Origin of the sequence: Bradyrhizobium sp. in8p8 (genome assembly GCF_000426845.1) — a bacterium.
Taxonomy (GTDB): Bacteria; Pseudomonadota; Alphaproteobacteria; order Rhizobiales; family Xanthobacteraceae; genus Bradyrhizobium; species Bradyrhizobium japonicum_C.
On sequence record NZ_AUGD01000006.1, the window covers coordinates 369,730 to 384,725 of the forward strand.

Consider the following 14,996-nt stretch of genomic DNA (forward strand, 5'->3'; position numbering starts at 1 on the left):
CGAACTACAGGAAACGCGCCATGAACCTTTTCGACCTCTCCGGCCGCGTCGCCGTGATCACCGGCGGCAATGGCGGCATCGGCCTCGGCATCGCGCAGGCGCTCGCGGCCCAAGGCTGCAACGTGTCGATCTGGGGCCGCAATGCGGACAAGAACAAGGCTGCGGCCGCGAGCCTGGCCGGTCTTCCCGGCAAGGTCGACACCCGCGTTTGCGACGTCACCGACCCGGCCTCGGTCAATGCCGCGATGAAGGCGACGCTCGACACGTTCGACCGGATCGACGGCTGCTTCGCCAATGCCGGCATCGGCGGCGGCGGCCGGCGCTCATTCATCGAGCGAACCGAGGAAGAATGGCGCACGATGTTCGCGACCAATCTCGACGGCGTGTTCCATGCCTTCCAGGCTGCGGCCAAGCACATGACGGATCGCGCCAATGCCGGCGATCCCTTCGGCCGGCTCGTCGCGACCTCCAGCCTTGCCTCGATCTTCGGCACCGCGCGCAACGAGCATTATGCCGCGACCAAGGCCGCCATCAACGCCCTGGTGCGCGCGCTCGGCGTCGAGCTGGCGCGCTACGGTGTCACCGCAAATGCGATCCTGCCGGGCTGGATCAAGAGTGACATGACCGCGGGACTCATGGCCAACGACAAGTTTGTCGCCAACGTCATGCCGCGGATTCCGATGCGCCGCTTCGGCGAAGCATCCGATTTCGGCGGCATCGCCGTGTATCTGATGAGCAAGGCGTCGTCCTATCACACGGCGGATACGTTCGTGATCGACGGCGGCTACACGGCTTTTTGATCTCTCGCGTTCGTAACCCGGATGGAGCGAAGCGTAGTCCGGGACTGCCAAGAACAAACAGACCCGGATTTCGCTTCGCTCCATCCGGGCTACAAAGGGAATGGGCAAATGTTCTCGCACGTCATGATCGGCACCAACGACCTCGACAAGGCAAAGGCGTTCTACGACAAGCTGCTCGGCACGCTCGAGGTGCGACCGGCGAAAGTGGACGGCCATCGCATCTTCTACATCACCAAGACCGGCGTTTTCTCGGTGTCGAAGCCGATCAACGGCGAGCCGGCGACCTGCGCGAACGGCGGCACGATCGGCTTTGCCTGCAACTCGCCGGAGCAGGTCGACCAATGGCACGCAGCCGGTGTCGCAGCAGGTGGGACATCGATCGAAGATCCGCCCGGCGTGCGCCAGGGCCCTGGCGGCAAGCTCTATCTGGCTTACCTGCGCGACCTCGACGGCAACAAGATCTGCGCGATGCACCGGATGCCTGCTTGATCTAGCCACACCCACAGCTGTATGCCCCGGCCTGGACCGGAGCATACAGTGCGCCGCGGCCCTCTCGTTCATCACTGTCGCCTCTGGGATACTGTATCGCCCGATTGAATCGGGCGATGACAGCGACGTGGGAGGCGGGCGCCTGCCGCCTCCCTCAGTCGGCGTTCAAACAACATTTCAAACGCATTCGCGAATTCCATCGCATGGCATGCCTGCGCGTGAAAATGCGCGCTCGCGCTTTGGCCGCGCTGCGACTATTCTCGCGTCCAGCATGATCTCAGCGATACGGGAGGAACAATGACAAAACACACCTACATTCCCCGCACCACCAACTACACCCTCAATCCCGGCGACGACCTCAACGACCTCCGCATGTCGGATCAGGTCAGGCCGCTCTATGACCACGTCAAGAAGTTCATCCGCGACACCGTCGAGCCGATGTCGATCGAGTTTGCCAAGGCCGGCGAAGGCAAGGAGGATCGCTGGAGCTTCACGCCAAAGCAGCTCGAGGTGCTGGAGAAGGCGAAGAACAAGGCCAAGCAGGAAGGCCTCTGGAACTTCTTCCTGCCCGACGACGAGACCGGTCAGGGCCTGAAGAATCTCGACTACGCCTATATCGCCGCCGAGCTCGGCAAGAGCCCGCTGGCGTCCGAGACGATGAACTGCTCGGCGCCCGACACCGGCAACATGGAGGTGCTGGAGCGCGTCGGCACCAAAGAGCAGAAGGAGAAGTGGCTGAAGCCACTGCTCAACGGCGAGATCCGCTCGGCCTACGTCATGACCGAGCCGAATGTCGCCTCCTCCGACGCCAAGAACATCTCGACCACGGCCAAGCTCGTCGGCGACGAATGGGTCATCAACGGCGAGAAGTATTACATCTCCGGCGTCGGCGATCCCCGCTGCAAAATCCTCATCGTGATGGTGAAGACCAATCCGGACGCGGCGCCGAGCAAGCAGCAGTCGCAGATCCTGGTGCCGCGCGACACGCCCGGCGTCGAGGTGCTCGGACCGATGTACGTGTTCGGCCAGGATCACGCGCCGCGGGGCCACATGCATATGCGCTTCAACAATGTGCGCGTGCCCAAGGAGAATATCCTGCTCGGCGAAGGCCGCGGCTTCGAGATCTCGCAGCTGCGCCTCGGACCCGGCCGTATCCATCACTGCATGCGCACCATCGGCAAGGCCGAAAAGGCGCTAGACCTGATGGTGCAGCGTGGCCTCACCCGCGAGGCCTTCGGCAAGAAGATCGCTCATCTGGGCGGCAACATGCAGATCATCGCGCAGGCGCGCTGCGAGATCGAAGCGATGCGGCTGATGGTGCTGAAGGCCGCCAAGGCCATGGACGTGCTCGGCAACAAGGAGGCCCGCGTCTGGGTCTCGATGGTAAAAGCCATGGTGCCGGAGCGCGCCTGCAAGATCATCGACCAGGCGATCCAGATGCACGGTGCCACGGGCATCTCGCACTGGACCCCGCTAGCGGAGATGTACCAGGATGTGCGTCACCTGCGCTTCGCCGACGGTCCGGACGAGGTGCACTGGATGGTGGTCGGCCGGCACGAGCTGAGCATGGCTTGATCTCAACGCGTGATGCGCGGGCTTGACCCGCGCATCCATCGAATGGAACATTGCTTCAGGATTGATGGATTGCCGGGCCCAAACCCGGCAATGACGGCTTGCCCCGGAGCTAGCATGGAATACGCCGCCAGCGACCTGACGCCACGCGAGCGTTACAAGGTGCTGACCTCCTTCATTCTGCCGCGTCCGATCGCGTGGGTGACCACACTCGGACCGACCGGCGTCGTCAACGCTGCACCATTCAGCTTCTTCAACGCCTTCTGCGAAGATCCGCCGCTCTGCATGTTCGCGGCCAACCGCAAGCCGAACGGCGAGGACAAGGATACGTTTCTCAACATCCAGCGAACCGGCCAATTCGTGGTCAACATTGCCGACGAGCCGCTGGCGCGGGCGATGCACGAGTCCAGCGGCGACTTTCCGCCTGAGATCGGCGAGCCGGACTATCTCGGCCTGAAGCTCGCGCCCTCGACGAAAATTGCCGTGCCCCGGCTGGCCGACACACCCTGGGCCATGGAGTGCAAGCTCTGGAAGCTGATCGACGTGAACGACGATCGTCGCCTGATCATGGGTGAAGGCATCCACTTTCACATCCGCGACGAACTCTGGGATCCCGAGGCGATGCGGGTGCATATGGACCGCTATCATCCGATCGGCCGCATGTTCGCCGACCGCTACTGCCGCACGGACGACCGCGTGGCGTTTCCGGCGGCGGAGGGCGTGAAGAGCAAATAGCCGCAGAAAAGGAGCGAGACGATGCCGGAAGCCTTTCGAGACAACGAAGAACGCAACCGGTTCGAGCTCGACGTCGACGGGCCTGTCGCCTTCGTGACTTACCGGAAGAGCGACGGTGCGATCACCCTCGTGCACACCGAAGTGCCGCCGGAGCTCGGCGGCCGCGGCATCGGCTCAAAGCTCGGCCGCGCCACACTGGACGCGGTGCGAGCGCAAGGGCGTAAGCTTTCGGTCGAATGCGATTTCATCCGCAATTTCATGCGCAAGGATCCCGGCTATAACGACCTCCTGGCGGATGACGGCGATGCGCAGGCCGAACCGCAGGCGAGCTATCGCGCCGGCTGCTTCTGTGGAGCCGTCGAGGTCGAGGCCACCGGCAAACCGATATTTGCAGGCTATTGCCATTGCGCCGACTGCCAAGCGTGGTCGGCCGCTCCAATCAATGCTTTCAGCCTGTGGAAGTCGGACGATGTGCGCATCACCAAGGGCGAGGCAGAGCTCGGAACGTTCAACAAGACCGAGCATTCCTATCGAAAGTTCTGCAAACGCTGCGGCGGCCATGTCATGACCGAGCATCCGCGGATGCGGCTGATCGACGTCTACGCCAACCTGCTCAAGGGATACCAGCACCGGCCGACCCTGCACGCGAACTACGCGAGCAAGATGGTGTCGGTCAGGGACGGCTTGCCGAAATATGCCGACCTGCCGGCGGAGCTCGGCGGGTCCGGAGAGATGCTGCCGGATTGAGGCGCGAGGCCATGCTTCGGGCTCAGCGTCGCCTGACAAGGATCGTCATGCCCGGGGTTGTCGGGGCCGTCCACGCTCTTCGTAGCGGCCACAAAGGACATGGATGGCCGGCACAAGTGTTCAGCCCGGCCATGACGTCGAAAGTCTCCTAGGTCGCCGGCGCGATCTTATCCTGCGTCTTCGTCTCGAAATCGCTGGCATCATGACGTTCGTGGAGCTGGCTGGCGGGATCGCCGGAGACGCGGTTGACCATGCGGCCGCGCTTCACGGCTGGGCGCTTGGCGATCTCGTCGGTCCAGCGCTGCACGTTCTTGTAGTCCTGGACCGACAGGAATTCCCCGGCGCCATAGACCAGTCCCTTGGCGAGTGCGCCATACCACGGCCACACCGCCATGTCCGCGATTGTGTACTCCTTGCCCGCGAGATACTCGTTATCGGCGAGGCGCCGGTCGAGCACGTCGAGCTGGCGCTTGACCTCCATCGCGAAGCGATCGATGGCGTATTCTATCTTGAACGGTGCGTAGGCGTAGAAGTGGCCGAAGCCGCCGCCGAGATAGGGAGCGCTGCCCATCTGCCAGAACAGCCAGGACATGGTCTCGGTGCGGGCGTTGATGTCTTTCGGCAGGAAGGCGCCGAACTTCTCGGCGAGGTAGAGCAGGATCGAGCCGGACTCGAACACCCGGATCGGCTCCCGACCGGACCGATCCATCAGTGCCGGGATTTTCGAGTTCGGATTGATGTCGACGAAGCCGCTGCCGAACTGGTCACCATTGCCGATCTTGATCAGCCAGGCATCGTATTCGGCTCCCTCGTGACCAAGCGCCAGGAGCTCCTCCAACATCACCGTGACCTTCACCCCGTTCGGGGTCGCCAGCGAATAGAGCTGAAGCGGATGCCTGCCGACCGGCAGCTCCCTCTCGTGGGTTGGGCCGGCGATCGGGCGGTTGATGCTGGCGAACTGCCCGCCGTTCTCCTTGTTCCAGGTCCAGACTTTGGGCGGCACGTAGGCAGGGGCGTCGGTCATGCGGGGGCTCCGGCGGAAAGATGCGCCTGCATTAATTAGACCGCGATTGGCCGATGGCAAGCCCTCCGAGACGCATTGCCGGCCGTGGCATCTCACCGTTTCGTCATGGCAAGCTCGCTCCCCGTCATTCCGGGGCCCCCGCAGGGCGAGCCCGGAATCCATCGCGCCGCCAGAATGCTCTGCAAAATCGATTCCGGGTTCTCGCTGACGCGAGCCCCGGAGTGGCGGGTCGCAGCGGCCCTGCGGGAAGAGCGCGACGCCTACACACAAGATGCCTTGCCCAATTCGGCATGTCATCGTGAGTGACGATCGGCTAGCGTCGCTTTGCTTCGCGAGCGAGAGTACGAGACGCGAAGGCGCCGGGAGAGAGTCATGAAATCGCCGATCTGCGACATGCTGGGCATTGAATTCCCGCTGCTCGCCTTCAGCCATTGCCGCGATGTCGTCGCGGCCGTCAGTCGCGCCGGCGGCTTCGGCGTGCTCGGCGCGACCGTGCACACGCCTGACACGCTCGAACGCGAGTTGAAGTGGATCGACGATCACGTCGATGGCAAGCCCTATGGCATCGATGTCCTGATTCCCGAGAACATCTCGACTGCGGGCGAGAAGGACGTCACCTGGAAGAGCCTGGAAACGCGCGTGCCGCAGGAGCATCGCAACTACACGCGCGATCTCCTGAAGAAATACGACATCGAGCTCACCACCACGGAGGTCGCAGCCGACCAGCCGCAGCCGTTTGATGCGAAAACTGCGCTTCGGCTGCTCGAGGTCTCCTTCAATCACCCGATCCGCCTGATTGCCAATGCGCTGGGCGTGCCGCCGAAGGCGATGATCGAGATGGGCAAGAAGCACGGCGTCCCCGTTGCGGCGCTGGTCGGTGCCAAGGAGCACGCACTGCGTCAGGTTGCGGCCGGTGTCGATATTCTCGTGGTGCAGGGCACCGAGGCCGGCGGCCATTGCGGCGAAGTCTCGACCATGGTGCTGGTGCCCGAGGTGATCAAAGCGATCAAGCCCATCCGCGACGTGCCGGTGCTCGCCGCCGGCGGCATCATGACGGGGCGGCAGATGGCGGCCTGCATGGCGATGGGCGCGGCCGGCGCCTGGACCGGCTCGGTTTGGCTTGCGACCGTCGAGGCCGAGACCACGGAAATCTTTCGCGAAAAGATGATCACCGCGTCGTCGCGCGATGCGGTGCGCTCGAAGGGCCGCACCGGCAAGCCGGCTCGGCAGCTCCGCTCGGTCTGGACCGATGCCTGGGACCGCGCTCCCGACAGCCCCGGGGCGCTGCCGATGCCGTTGCAAAGCATCATCAGCCGCGACGCTTTCAGTTCGATCGACCGAGCTGCCGCCAGTGGCAACGCCAAAGCGCGCGATCTCGTCAGCTATTTCGTCGGCCAGGGCGTCGGTCTGATCGACAGCGTGAAATCGGCGGGCGCGGTGGTGCAGGAGTTCAAGGAAGAGTTCGCCGAAGCCGTCGAGCACATGAATGCGCTGGTGGCGGAGTAATGGTGTAGACCCTCATGATGACGAGGCGCGCAGGCGCTGTCTCGAACCATGAGAACCCGCGGCCGATCCTTCGAGGCGCCTGCTTCGCAGGCTCCTCAGGATGAGGTCGGAGATGTCTGAGAGAGTGAAGAAGCAAAAACAATGACGACTGTTTCCCCTGACCGTATACCCGTCATCGTCGGCGTCGGCGAGATCGTCGACCGTCCCAAGGAGATCGCCGACGGCCTCGAGCCACTCGATCTGCTCGAGCAGGCCCTGCGGCGCGCCGAGCAGGACGCCGGCGCAAGCCTGCTCGGCGACGTCCAGTCGCTCGACGTGGTGAACTTCCTGAGCTGGCGCTATCGCGATCCGGAAAAACTTCTGGCGCAGCGGCTCGGCATCTCGCCCGCGCATTGCTATTACGGCCCCGTCGGCGGAGAGAGCCCGATCCGCTACATCCACGAGGCGGCAAAGCGCATCGCGCGCGGGGAGTGCACAGTGGCGGCGGTCTGCGGCGCGGAAGCGCAGTCAACTGCCACCAAGGCGGAGCGCGCGGGCGTCAAACTGCCATGGACCCCGTTTGCGCACGACGTCGAGGAGCCCAAGCGCGGCGCGGCGTTCCAGAAACCGCTCGCGGTGGAACTCGGCGTGTTCCGGCCCGTGACGGTCTATCCGTTCTATGAGGCGGCCTCCTCTGCACATTGGGGCCAGACGCCGCGCGAGGCGATGACGGAGTCGGGGACGCTGTGGTCGCGCTATTCCGAAGCGGCCGCACAGAATCCGAATGCCTGGCTCAAACGGCGTTATGCACCTGAAGAGATCACGACGCCGACCGCCGAAAACCGCCTGATCGCCTGGCCCTACAACAAGCTCATGGTGGCAAACCCCAGCGTCAACATGGGCGGCGCGCTGCTGCTCACGAGCCTTGCCAGGGCGCGGGCAGCCGGGATTGCCGAGGACAAGCTGGTCTACCCGCTCGGCGGCGCCTCGGCTGAGGAGCCGCGCGACTATCTCCTGCGCGACCAGTTTTACGAGAGCCACCCGCAGAACGCGGTGCTGAAGGCCGTGATGGACCTCGTAGGCGGAAACGGCAGGAAGTTCGATGCGATCGAGCTCTACAGCTGTTTCCCCTGCGTGCCCAAGATGGCGCGGCGGACGCTGGGCTTAGGCGCCGACGTGCAGCCGACCGTGACCGGCGGCCTCACCTTCTTCGGCGCGCCGCTCAACACCTACATGACGCACGCGGCCTGCGCGATGGTGCGGCGTGTCCGCGACGGCGCAAAGCTCGGCCTGCTCTACGGCCAGGGCGGCTTCGTCACCAAGCACCACGCGCTGGTGGTATCGAAAACCCCGCCGCGCGAGGCGCTGGCTCAGGAGACGAGCGTGCAAGCGGAGGCGGACCGCAACAAGCACGCCGTGCCCGAGTTTGTGACGGAGGCCACGGGAAAAGGCAAGGTCGAGAGCTTCACCGTGCTCTACGGCCGCGGCGGCGATGTCGAGCACGGCGTGGTGATGCTGCGCACGACCGACGACCGGCGCACGCTGGCGCGGATTCCGGCGAGCGATAGTGCGACGCTGGAGCATCTGCTCGACATGGAGCGCACGCCGGTGGGGTCGCTCGGGGATATCGCGATGGCCGCCGACGGCGTACCGGAGTGGCGGGTAGCGTAGCCAGCTCTCGCGTCCCGGACGCGATGCGCGCGCGACATGGCCTGGCCCGAGTTGACGACGGCGGCTAACCGGCATTCACTTCCCTGCTATCGCGCTGCGGATCGACATCGCAGCCATGCGGCAGGCATGTCAGGCGGCGCGGACTGTCTCCAGGAACTTGCCGACTTCGAGCTTGAGGCGGTTGGAGTCGCGTGACAGCGTCTGCGCCGCCGACAGCACCTGCGACGACGCCGAACCGGTCTCCGTGGCGCCGCGCTGGACGTCGCCGACATTGGCGGTCACCTGCTGCGTTCCCTGCGCCGCCAGTTGCACGTTGCGCGCGATCTCCTGGGTTGCGGCGCCCTGCTCTTCGACGGCTGCGGCGATCGCCGAGGCAATCTCCGACAGGCCGGCAATGGAGCCGCCGATTTCCCGGATGGCACTGACCGAGTCCTGAGTGGCCGCTTGAATGCCGGTGATGTGCTGGGAGATCTCGCCGGTGGCTTTGGCCGTCTGCTCGGCCAGCGCCTTGACCTCGGAAGCGACCACCGCGAAGCCGCGGCCCGCCTCGCCCGCCCGCGCGGCCTCGATGGTGGCGTTCAGAGCCAGGAGGTTGGTCTGCCCTGCAATCTGATCGATCAGTTCGATGACATCGCCAATTCTGGCGGCGGCCTTCGACAACTCGCCGATCCTGTCGTTGGTCTGGCCGGCCTGTCCGACGGCTTCGTTGGCCATCCGGGCCTGATCCTGCACTCGCCGGCTGATCTCGTTGACGGAGGACGAAAGCTGCTCGGTCGCCGATGCGACGGATTGCACGTTGGAGGACGCTTCGTCCGATGCCGATGCAACCACGACCGCCAGCTCCTGGGCGCGCTCGGCAGTGGTGTTCAGCGTGCCGGCCGAAGCTTCGAGCTCCGTCGAGGCCGATGACACCGTGTCGACGATCTCGCCGATGGCGGCCTCGAACGCGCCGGCGAGCCTGTGCATGTCAGCTTTGCGCTGCTCAGCGGCAATCTGGTCCTGCCTGACCTTTTCGTCGACCTCCAGGCGCGCCTTCTCTTCAGCCTTGACCTTGAACGCCTCGACGGCATGCGCCATGTCGCCGATCTCGTCCTTGCGACCAAGGCCGGGTAGAACGATGGAGAAATTGCCCGCGGCAAGCTCGCCCATCGCAGTGGTCAATGCGGACAGCGGCCGCAAGATCCGCGAGAACGCGACCCAGAAGCTGAGCAGTGCAAGAGCAATGCTCGCAAGGAGAACCCCGCCGCTGACCACCAGATGAGAGGTGCTTCTTGAGGCAAGCCCGGCGGCTTCCCGATCAGCGTCCGCGGCGATAGCCTCACCAAGCTGCAGAATCGCGTTGATGCCGCTGGTCGCTCCCGCGAAGTAATCGTTGCTCGAGATCTTGTATTCGCCCGCGTTGCCGTCCCGGATCACGTCCGTGCGCAGCGAACCGTAGCTGTCAAAGTATTTCTGTTCGACGTCCTTGATGGCCCGGCCGAGGCCGACCGAAACATCGGCGCGTTGGGCGACAGGCGAGATGGTCGTCCAGGCTAGATCGACATGACCGCGGAGGCCGGATATCTGGCCGATGCCATCTGCGGTGAGCTTCGTACGGCCGCTGATCAAGCCCGCGAGAAAGGCCCGCTCCCGGCCGGCATTTTCGGCCATCTCAGCGGTGAGGTGGCGAAGCCCTACGAGCCGGGTCATCGCCGGCGATGGCGAATCGGTCAATGTCTCCAGAGTGAGGCGCAGCCGATTGGCGGCGATCTCGATCAGCTCGGTCATGGCCGGAACGATCGCGCCGAGGACGGCAGGATCACGCTCGGCCTTTTGCCTGGTCAGATCCGCATCGACCTTGCGACGCAGGCTGTCGATGCCCTGAAGTACGCGTTCTGCCTCCGCAACGCGGGACTCGGCGGATTTCATCACAGGCAGGCTGCGCAGGCGCTGAGCGGCATCGCGGAACGCGCGATCGGAATCTGCGCGGATCCTGTCAATCTCGGCGCGGCGGTCTGCGGTGATGGTCTCCGGCGCGTTCAGCGCCGCGTTGGTCATCCCCCGTTCCAGGGCCCATTGTCCGGCACTGTGCAGCAGTTGTTGCGAGATGGCATTGAGCTCGACAAAAGCGTGCGCCTCCTGTCGGTCGCGATAGGCGCCAAGCGCCGCAAAACCGGTGGCGGCCACGCCCATCAGGGCGAGCGCCGAGACAATCAGAGGCAGGATCGTTCCAATTCGCGCGTGCACGGCTCGCTTCCCTCTTGTGAGCACTGTCCCGAAACAAGGACGATTCCGCGCAACCAATAACCGCTTCCGACAACGCTGGATTGTCTCACATCAAAGTTCGTCACAAACTTCATCGGGACACGCGCTGTATCGGACCGTATGATTATCGAATGGTTGCCCACCCTGTGCCGAGCAACCCGCAACGGGCGAAACGATCGGAGCAACTCCGACCGCCGTCGCGCGATGCGAATGAGGTGCCGCTAGGCGGCACGGACCGAGTTGAGGAACTTGCCGACCTCGAGCTTGAGGCGGTTGGAGTCGCGAGACAGCATCTGCGCCGCGGAAAGTACCTGCGAGGACGCCGATCCGGTTTCGGAGGCGCCGCGCTGTACGTCGCCGACGTTGGACGAGACCTGCTGGGTGCCGTTGGCCGCCTGCTGCACGTTGCGGGCGATCTCTTGCGTAGCCGCGCCCTGCTGCTCCACGGCCGCGGCGATTGCCGAAGCGATCTCGGACAAGCGGGCGATGGTGCCGCTGATCTCGCCGATGGCATTGACGGAATCCTGCGTCGCCGCCTGAATGCCGCCGATCTGCTGCCCGATCTCGCCGGTGGCTTTGGCCGTTTGCTCGGCAAGCGCCTTGACCTCGGACGCCACCACCGCGAATCCGCGACCGGCCTCACCCGCCCGCGCCGCCTCGATGGTGGCATTGAGCGCCAGCAGGTTGGTCTGGCCCGCAATCGCATTGATAAGCTCGACGACGTCGCCGATCCGCGAAGCGGCCCGAGATAATTCGCTGACACGGTCCGTGGTGGCTTGTGCCTGGCTGACGGCCTCGCTGGCGATGCGGGAGGAATCCTGCACCTGCCGGCCGATCTCGCGCACCGAGGAGGACATCTCCTCGGCGGCCGAAGCCACCGAATGGACATTGGTCGACGCTTCCTCCGAGCCGGCTGCGACCGCCGTCGCCAATTGCTGCGCCCGGCCCGCAGTCGAGGACAGCGTCGAGGCCGAGGCCTCGAGCTCGGTTGCGGCTGAGGACACGGTCTCGACGATTTCGCCGATCGCGGCCTCGAAGCCGTCAGCAAGCTTCGTCATGTCGGCTTTGCGCTGTCTTTCGGCTCGGCGCTGCACTGCCTGCACCTCGTCGCGGCTGAAGCGGATAATGGTTTGCACGGTCTGGAGGTTGCGCAGCGCCTCCCCGATCTCGTCGTCGCGCTCGATCACGATGCGATTGTCGAGCTTGTCCTGCACGAGGTTGAGCAAAGTGTCGTTGAGCTGCTGCATCGGGCCGCGGATCGCATGCATCGTTGCAAGGCCGGCAAAGCCGACGATGGCGGCACCGAAGACAGCCAGAGACGCCAGCATCAGGCTGACCGAACCGCCGGTGGAGAGCGCGCCGCCGATGCCGAGCGCCAGCATGAACAGCGCCTGGAGCGCCATCGTCGTGACCAACCGCGCCTTCAGCGTCCCGGTGAAGATGCTGAACCGATCAAGCCACGAGCGTCGGCGGATGATGCCGGCGTCGATACGATAGCCATGCGGCTTCTTCTCGCGGATCGCGGCGTAGACCTCTTCCGCGAGCCTGCGCTGGTCGGCCGGCAGCTTGGTGCGGATCGAGGTGTAGCCCTTGACCTGCCCGTTCTCACGGATCGGAGAGGCCGTCGCCAGCACCCAGTAGAAGTCGCCGTTCTTGCGACGGTTCTTTACGGCGCCAAGCCAGGGCTTGCCCGCCTTCAGCGTGTCCCAGAGATTGTCGAACGCCTCCGGCGGCATGTCGGGGTGGCGGACGATGTTGTGCGGCTGGCCCATGAGTTCCGCCGACGTGAAGCCGGCGGCGGCAACGAAATCCTCGTTGAAGTAGGTGAGCTTGCCCTTGAGGTCGGTCCGCGAGACGATCAACGTCTCGTCGCTGACCGGATATTCGATCTCGGTGATAGGAAAATTCTTGCGCATCGTTCTACCCCGGAAACTGGATCAAAATGAAAAACTCCAACGAGATCGTCTCCCGCACGAATCCGCCCTCACTCACATTGTCATAAATGCGATTTAACCATCGGTGAAACCGGCCGCCCGTAACAACACGGTGGGCACTCGGTATTCTACCGCTCCGGGAGTTTCTACCTCCGCCAAACGCAACGAGCGGCGCATTGTGCGCCGCTCGCCATTTAATTCATTTCTCGAGCGGTCTACGCCGCGCGGACGTTGGTCAGGAACCTGCTAACTTCGTTCTTCAAGCGGCTCGAATCGTTCGACAGCATCTGGGCCGCCGACAGCACCTGCGAGGAGGCCGTGCCGGTCTCGGTCGCGCCGCGCTGCACGTCGGTGATGTTGGAGGACACCTGCTGGGTGCCTTGCGCGGCCTGCTGCACGTTGCGGGCGATCTCCTGGGTCGCGGCGCCCTGCTCTTCCACCGCAGCGGCAATGGCCGACGAGATCTCCGACAGGCGCTCGATGGTCGAGGAGATCTCCTTGATCGCTCCAACCGATTCATTGGTCGCCGCCTGGATGCCGGAGATCTGCTGGCCGATCTCACCGGTAGCCTTTGCGGTCTGCTCGGCCAGCGCCTTCACCTCGGACGCCACCACTGCAAAGCCACGACCGGCTTCACCGGCACGTGCGGCTTCGATGGTCGCATTCAGCGCCAGCAAGTTGGTCTGGCCGGCGATGGTGTTGATCAGCTCGACGACGTCGCCGATGCGAGCGGCGGCCTTGGAGAGCTCGCTGACACGCTCGGTGGTGGCGCGGGCCTGGCCGACGGCATCGCCGGCCATCCGCGCGGACTCTTGGACCTGGCGGCTGATCTCGCCGACCGAGGACGCCATCTCTTCCGTCGCCGAGGCTACCGATTGCACGTTGGTCGAGGCTTCCTCCGAAGCTCCGGCAACCGTGGTCGCCAGTTTCTGGGAGCGCTCGGCTGTTCCCGTGAGGGTGGTGGCGGACGCCTCCAGCTGTGTCGAAGCAGAGGACACCGTTCCGATGATCTCGCCGACCGCGCTCTCAAAGTCATCCGCAAGCCTGATCATGTCACGTTTGCGCTGCTCGACATTGCGACGCTCGGTTTCAGCCTGTTCCGCCTTCAGCCGCTCGACCTCGATCGCATTGGTCTTGAAGACCTGAACGGCCTGGGCCATTGCGCCGATCTCGTCCTTGCGTTCTGTGCCCGACACCACCACGGACGTGTCGCCCCTCGCAAGAATCTCCATCTCGGTCGTGATGTGCTGGATGGGGCGAGTGACCGCGAAGGCCACGCCGAAGGCGCCCGCAAGCGACAGCAGCAGCGTGACGAGGCCTCCGATCAACATGGACAGTGTTGCGTTGCCGGAAGCAGCGTTGGCAGCCTCGGCCCGCACCGACAACAGCGATCGTTCTTCCTTGTCCATCTCCTGCACCACCGCGCGCAAGCCATCCATCGCTTTCTTGCCGGCGCCGGATGCTTCGAGTTCGCGGGCCTTCGCCTGAGTTGCCGGATCCTTCATCAGTGCGATTTCGCGCTGCGCGATGCTGGTCGCCCAGTCGCTGGCGAATGCCTTGACTTGCTCAAGCCGCTTCTGTTGCGCCGCGTTGTCCGAGGTCAGGCTGCCGACCTTGGCCGCCGCCGCCTGAAACTGCTTCTGCCCGGCCTCATAGGGGGCCAGAAAGCCGGCATCGCCCGAGACGAGATAGCCGCGAACACCGGTTTCCTGGTTGACCATAGCGGCGACAAGGCCGGAAAGCTGCTCGAGCACCTCGTAGGTATGAACTGTCATTCTCGACGTCGAATTCATTACGCTCAGGGAATGGTAGATCGCCCCGGTGCTGCCGGCGACGATCAGGCAGATCGCGACGAACACCGCAGAAACCTTGATGGAAATGCGCAAATTATTGATCCAGGACATCAGATACCCCCAAGCTTGCCGGCGCACCTATTGCTCATCGAGCGCACAATTCCCCGAGTTGCGCACGAAGTTCGGCCCTGTTTTTATGCGCACGATGTATGATGAAAACATTAGCCATACTCCGCAGTCCTACGGAGGTGATGCGGACCAGCGCGCCGCATTCTTGCCGGCCTATCGGAAAATGGAAGATGAGCCGCTCGGACGCGGCCTCGGGCCGATATGCAGCCCGTGCCAAGCCGTGAGCGGCGCCGAACAGGCGGCGCCGCTCTTGTAGCCGCAGAGTTCTGACCGATTAGGCCGCGCGGACGTTGGCGAGGAACTTGCTGACCTCGTTCTTCAACCGTCCGGAATCGTTCGACAGCATCTGCGCCGCCGACAGCACCTGCGAGGA

Annotated in this window: 12 protein-coding genes; 8 read left to right on the forward strand and 4 right to left on the reverse strand. The window is 64.3% G+C overall.

Features of this window, described 5'->3' with window-relative positions; genetic code table 11:
* Positions 1 to 20 precede the first annotated feature (20 nt).
* The 5 genes from K408_RS0118320 to K408_RS44110 all read left to right on the forward strand — a co-directional run bounded on the left by K408_RS0118320 (position 21) and on the right by K408_RS44110 (position 4,343).
* Positions 21 to 800, forward strand: coding sequence for an SDR family NAD(P)-dependent oxidoreductase (locus K408_RS0118320; RefSeq protein ID WP_024339686.1), 780 nt, complete (start codon positions 21 to 23; stop codon positions 798 to 800).
* 108 nt (positions 801 to 908) lie between these two features.
* Positions 909 to 1,289, forward strand: a complete 381-nt coding sequence (locus K408_RS0118325) for a VOC family protein (protein ID WP_024339685.1) — start codon at positions 909 to 911, stop codon at positions 1,287 to 1,289.
* Positions 1,290 to 1,586: 297 nt separating this feature from the next.
* The gene (locus tag K408_RS0118330) at positions 1,587 to 2,864 is read left to right on the forward strand and encodes an acyl-CoA dehydrogenase family protein (protein ID WP_024339684.1); all 1,278 of its coding nucleotides are present in this window, start codon (positions 1,587 to 1,589) and stop codon (positions 2,862 to 2,864) included.
* Positions 2,865 to 2,978: 114 nt separating this feature from the next.
* Positions 2,979 to 3,596 carry a flavin reductase family protein gene (locus tag K408_RS0118335; RefSeq protein WP_024339683.1) on the forward strand — a complete coding sequence of 206 codons (618 nt, stop codon included), beginning with the start codon at positions 2,979 to 2,981 and terminating at the stop codon, positions 3,594 to 3,596.
* A 21-nt stretch (positions 3,597 to 3,617) separates the two neighbouring features.
* A complete protein-coding gene (locus tag K408_RS44110; protein ID WP_024339682.1) occupies positions 3,618 to 4,343 on the forward strand; it encodes an N-acetyltransferase in 726 nt (241 codons plus the stop codon).
* Positions 4,344 to 4,491: 148 nt separating this feature from the next.
* On the opposite strand, the gene yghU is transcribed toward K408_RS44110, so the two are convergent.
* Positions 4,492 to 5,367, reverse strand: a complete 876-nt coding sequence (yghU, locus tag K408_RS0118345) for a glutathione-dependent disulfide-bond oxidoreductase (RefSeq protein ID WP_024339681.1) — start codon at positions 5,365 to 5,367, stop codon at positions 4,492 to 4,494.
* A gap of 372 nt (positions 5,368 to 5,739) precedes the next feature.
* Between yghU and K408_RS0118350 the strand changes: the two genes are divergently transcribed.
* Positions 5,740 to 6,873 (forward strand): nitronate monooxygenase, encoded by a 1,134-nt coding sequence (locus K408_RS0118350; protein ID WP_024339680.1) that lies wholly within the window; start codon positions 5,740 to 5,742, stop codon positions 6,871 to 6,873.
* 141 nt (positions 6,874 to 7,014) lie between these two features.
* A complete protein-coding gene (locus K408_RS0118355; RefSeq protein WP_024339679.1) occupies positions 7,015 to 8,523 on the forward strand; it encodes an acetyl-CoA acetyltransferase in 1,509 nt (502 codons plus the stop codon).
* A gap of 129 nt (positions 8,524 to 8,652) precedes the next feature.
* On the opposite strand, the gene K408_RS0118360 is transcribed toward K408_RS0118355, so the two are convergent.
* From K408_RS0118360 to K408_RS0118370, 3 genes are all read right to left on the reverse strand, one after another.
* Positions 8,653 to 10,749 carry a methyl-accepting chemotaxis protein gene (locus tag K408_RS0118360; RefSeq protein WP_024339678.1) on the reverse strand — a complete coding sequence of 699 codons (2,097 nt, stop codon included), beginning with the start codon at positions 10,747 to 10,749 and terminating at the stop codon, positions 8,653 to 8,655.
* A gap of 239 nt (positions 10,750 to 10,988) precedes the next feature.
* Positions 10,989 to 12,683: a methyl-accepting chemotaxis protein gene (locus K408_RS0118365; protein ID WP_024339677.1), complete on the reverse strand. Its 1,695-nt coding sequence runs from the start codon at positions 12,681 to 12,683 to the stop codon at positions 10,989 to 10,991.
* A gap of 233 nt (positions 12,684 to 12,916) precedes the next feature.
* Complete coding sequence (locus tag K408_RS0118370; RefSeq protein ID WP_024339676.1) at positions 12,917 to 14,605, reverse strand: methyl-accepting chemotaxis protein; 1,689 nt, start codon at positions 14,603 to 14,605, stop codon at positions 12,917 to 12,919.
* Here K408_RS0118370 and K408_RS38170 point away from each other — a divergent pair.
* Entirely contained in the window at positions 14,523 to 14,879 is a 357-nt protein-coding gene (locus K408_RS38170) for a hypothetical protein (RefSeq protein ID WP_196232379.1), read from the forward strand. The two genes, K408_RS0118370 and K408_RS38170, sit on opposite strands and share 83 nt — an antisense overlap.
* The last annotated feature ends 117 nt before the right edge of the window (positions 14,880 to 14,996 follow it).

Coding starts and splice junctions, on each gene's coding strand:
- K408_RS0118320 (WP_024339686.1), top strand. CDS start 21: ATGAACCTTTTCGACCTCTCCGGCCGCGTCGCCGTGATCACCGGCGGC.
- K408_RS0118325 (WP_024339685.1), top strand. CDS start 909: ATGTTCTCGCACGTCATGATCGGCACCAACGACCTCGACAAGGCAAAG.
- K408_RS0118330 (WP_024339684.1), top strand. CDS start 1,587: ATGACAAAACACACCTACATTCCCCGCACCACCAACTACACCCTCAAT.
- K408_RS0118335 (WP_024339683.1), top strand. CDS start 2,979: ATGGAATACGCCGCCAGCGACCTGACGCCACGCGAGCGTTACAAGGTG.
- K408_RS44110 (WP_024339682.1), top strand. CDS start 3,618: ATGCCGGAAGCCTTTCGAGACAACGAAGAACGCAACCGGTTCGAGCTC.
- yghU (WP_024339681.1), bottom strand. CDS start 5,367: ATGACCGACGCCCCTGCCTACGTGCCGCCCAAAGTCTGGACCTGGAAC.
- K408_RS0118350 (WP_024339680.1), top strand. CDS start 5,740: ATGAAATCGCCGATCTGCGACATGCTGGGCATTGAATTCCCGCTGCTC.
- K408_RS0118355 (WP_024339679.1), top strand. CDS start 7,015: ATGACGACTGTTTCCCCTGACCGTATACCCGTCATCGTCGGCGTCGGC.
- K408_RS0118365 (WP_024339677.1), bottom strand. CDS start 12,683: ATGCGCAAGAATTTTCCTATCACCGAGATCGAATATCCGGTCAGCGAC.
- K408_RS0118370 (WP_024339676.1), bottom strand. CDS start 14,605: ATGTCCTGGATCAATAATTTGCGCATTTCCATCAAGGTTTCTGCGGTG.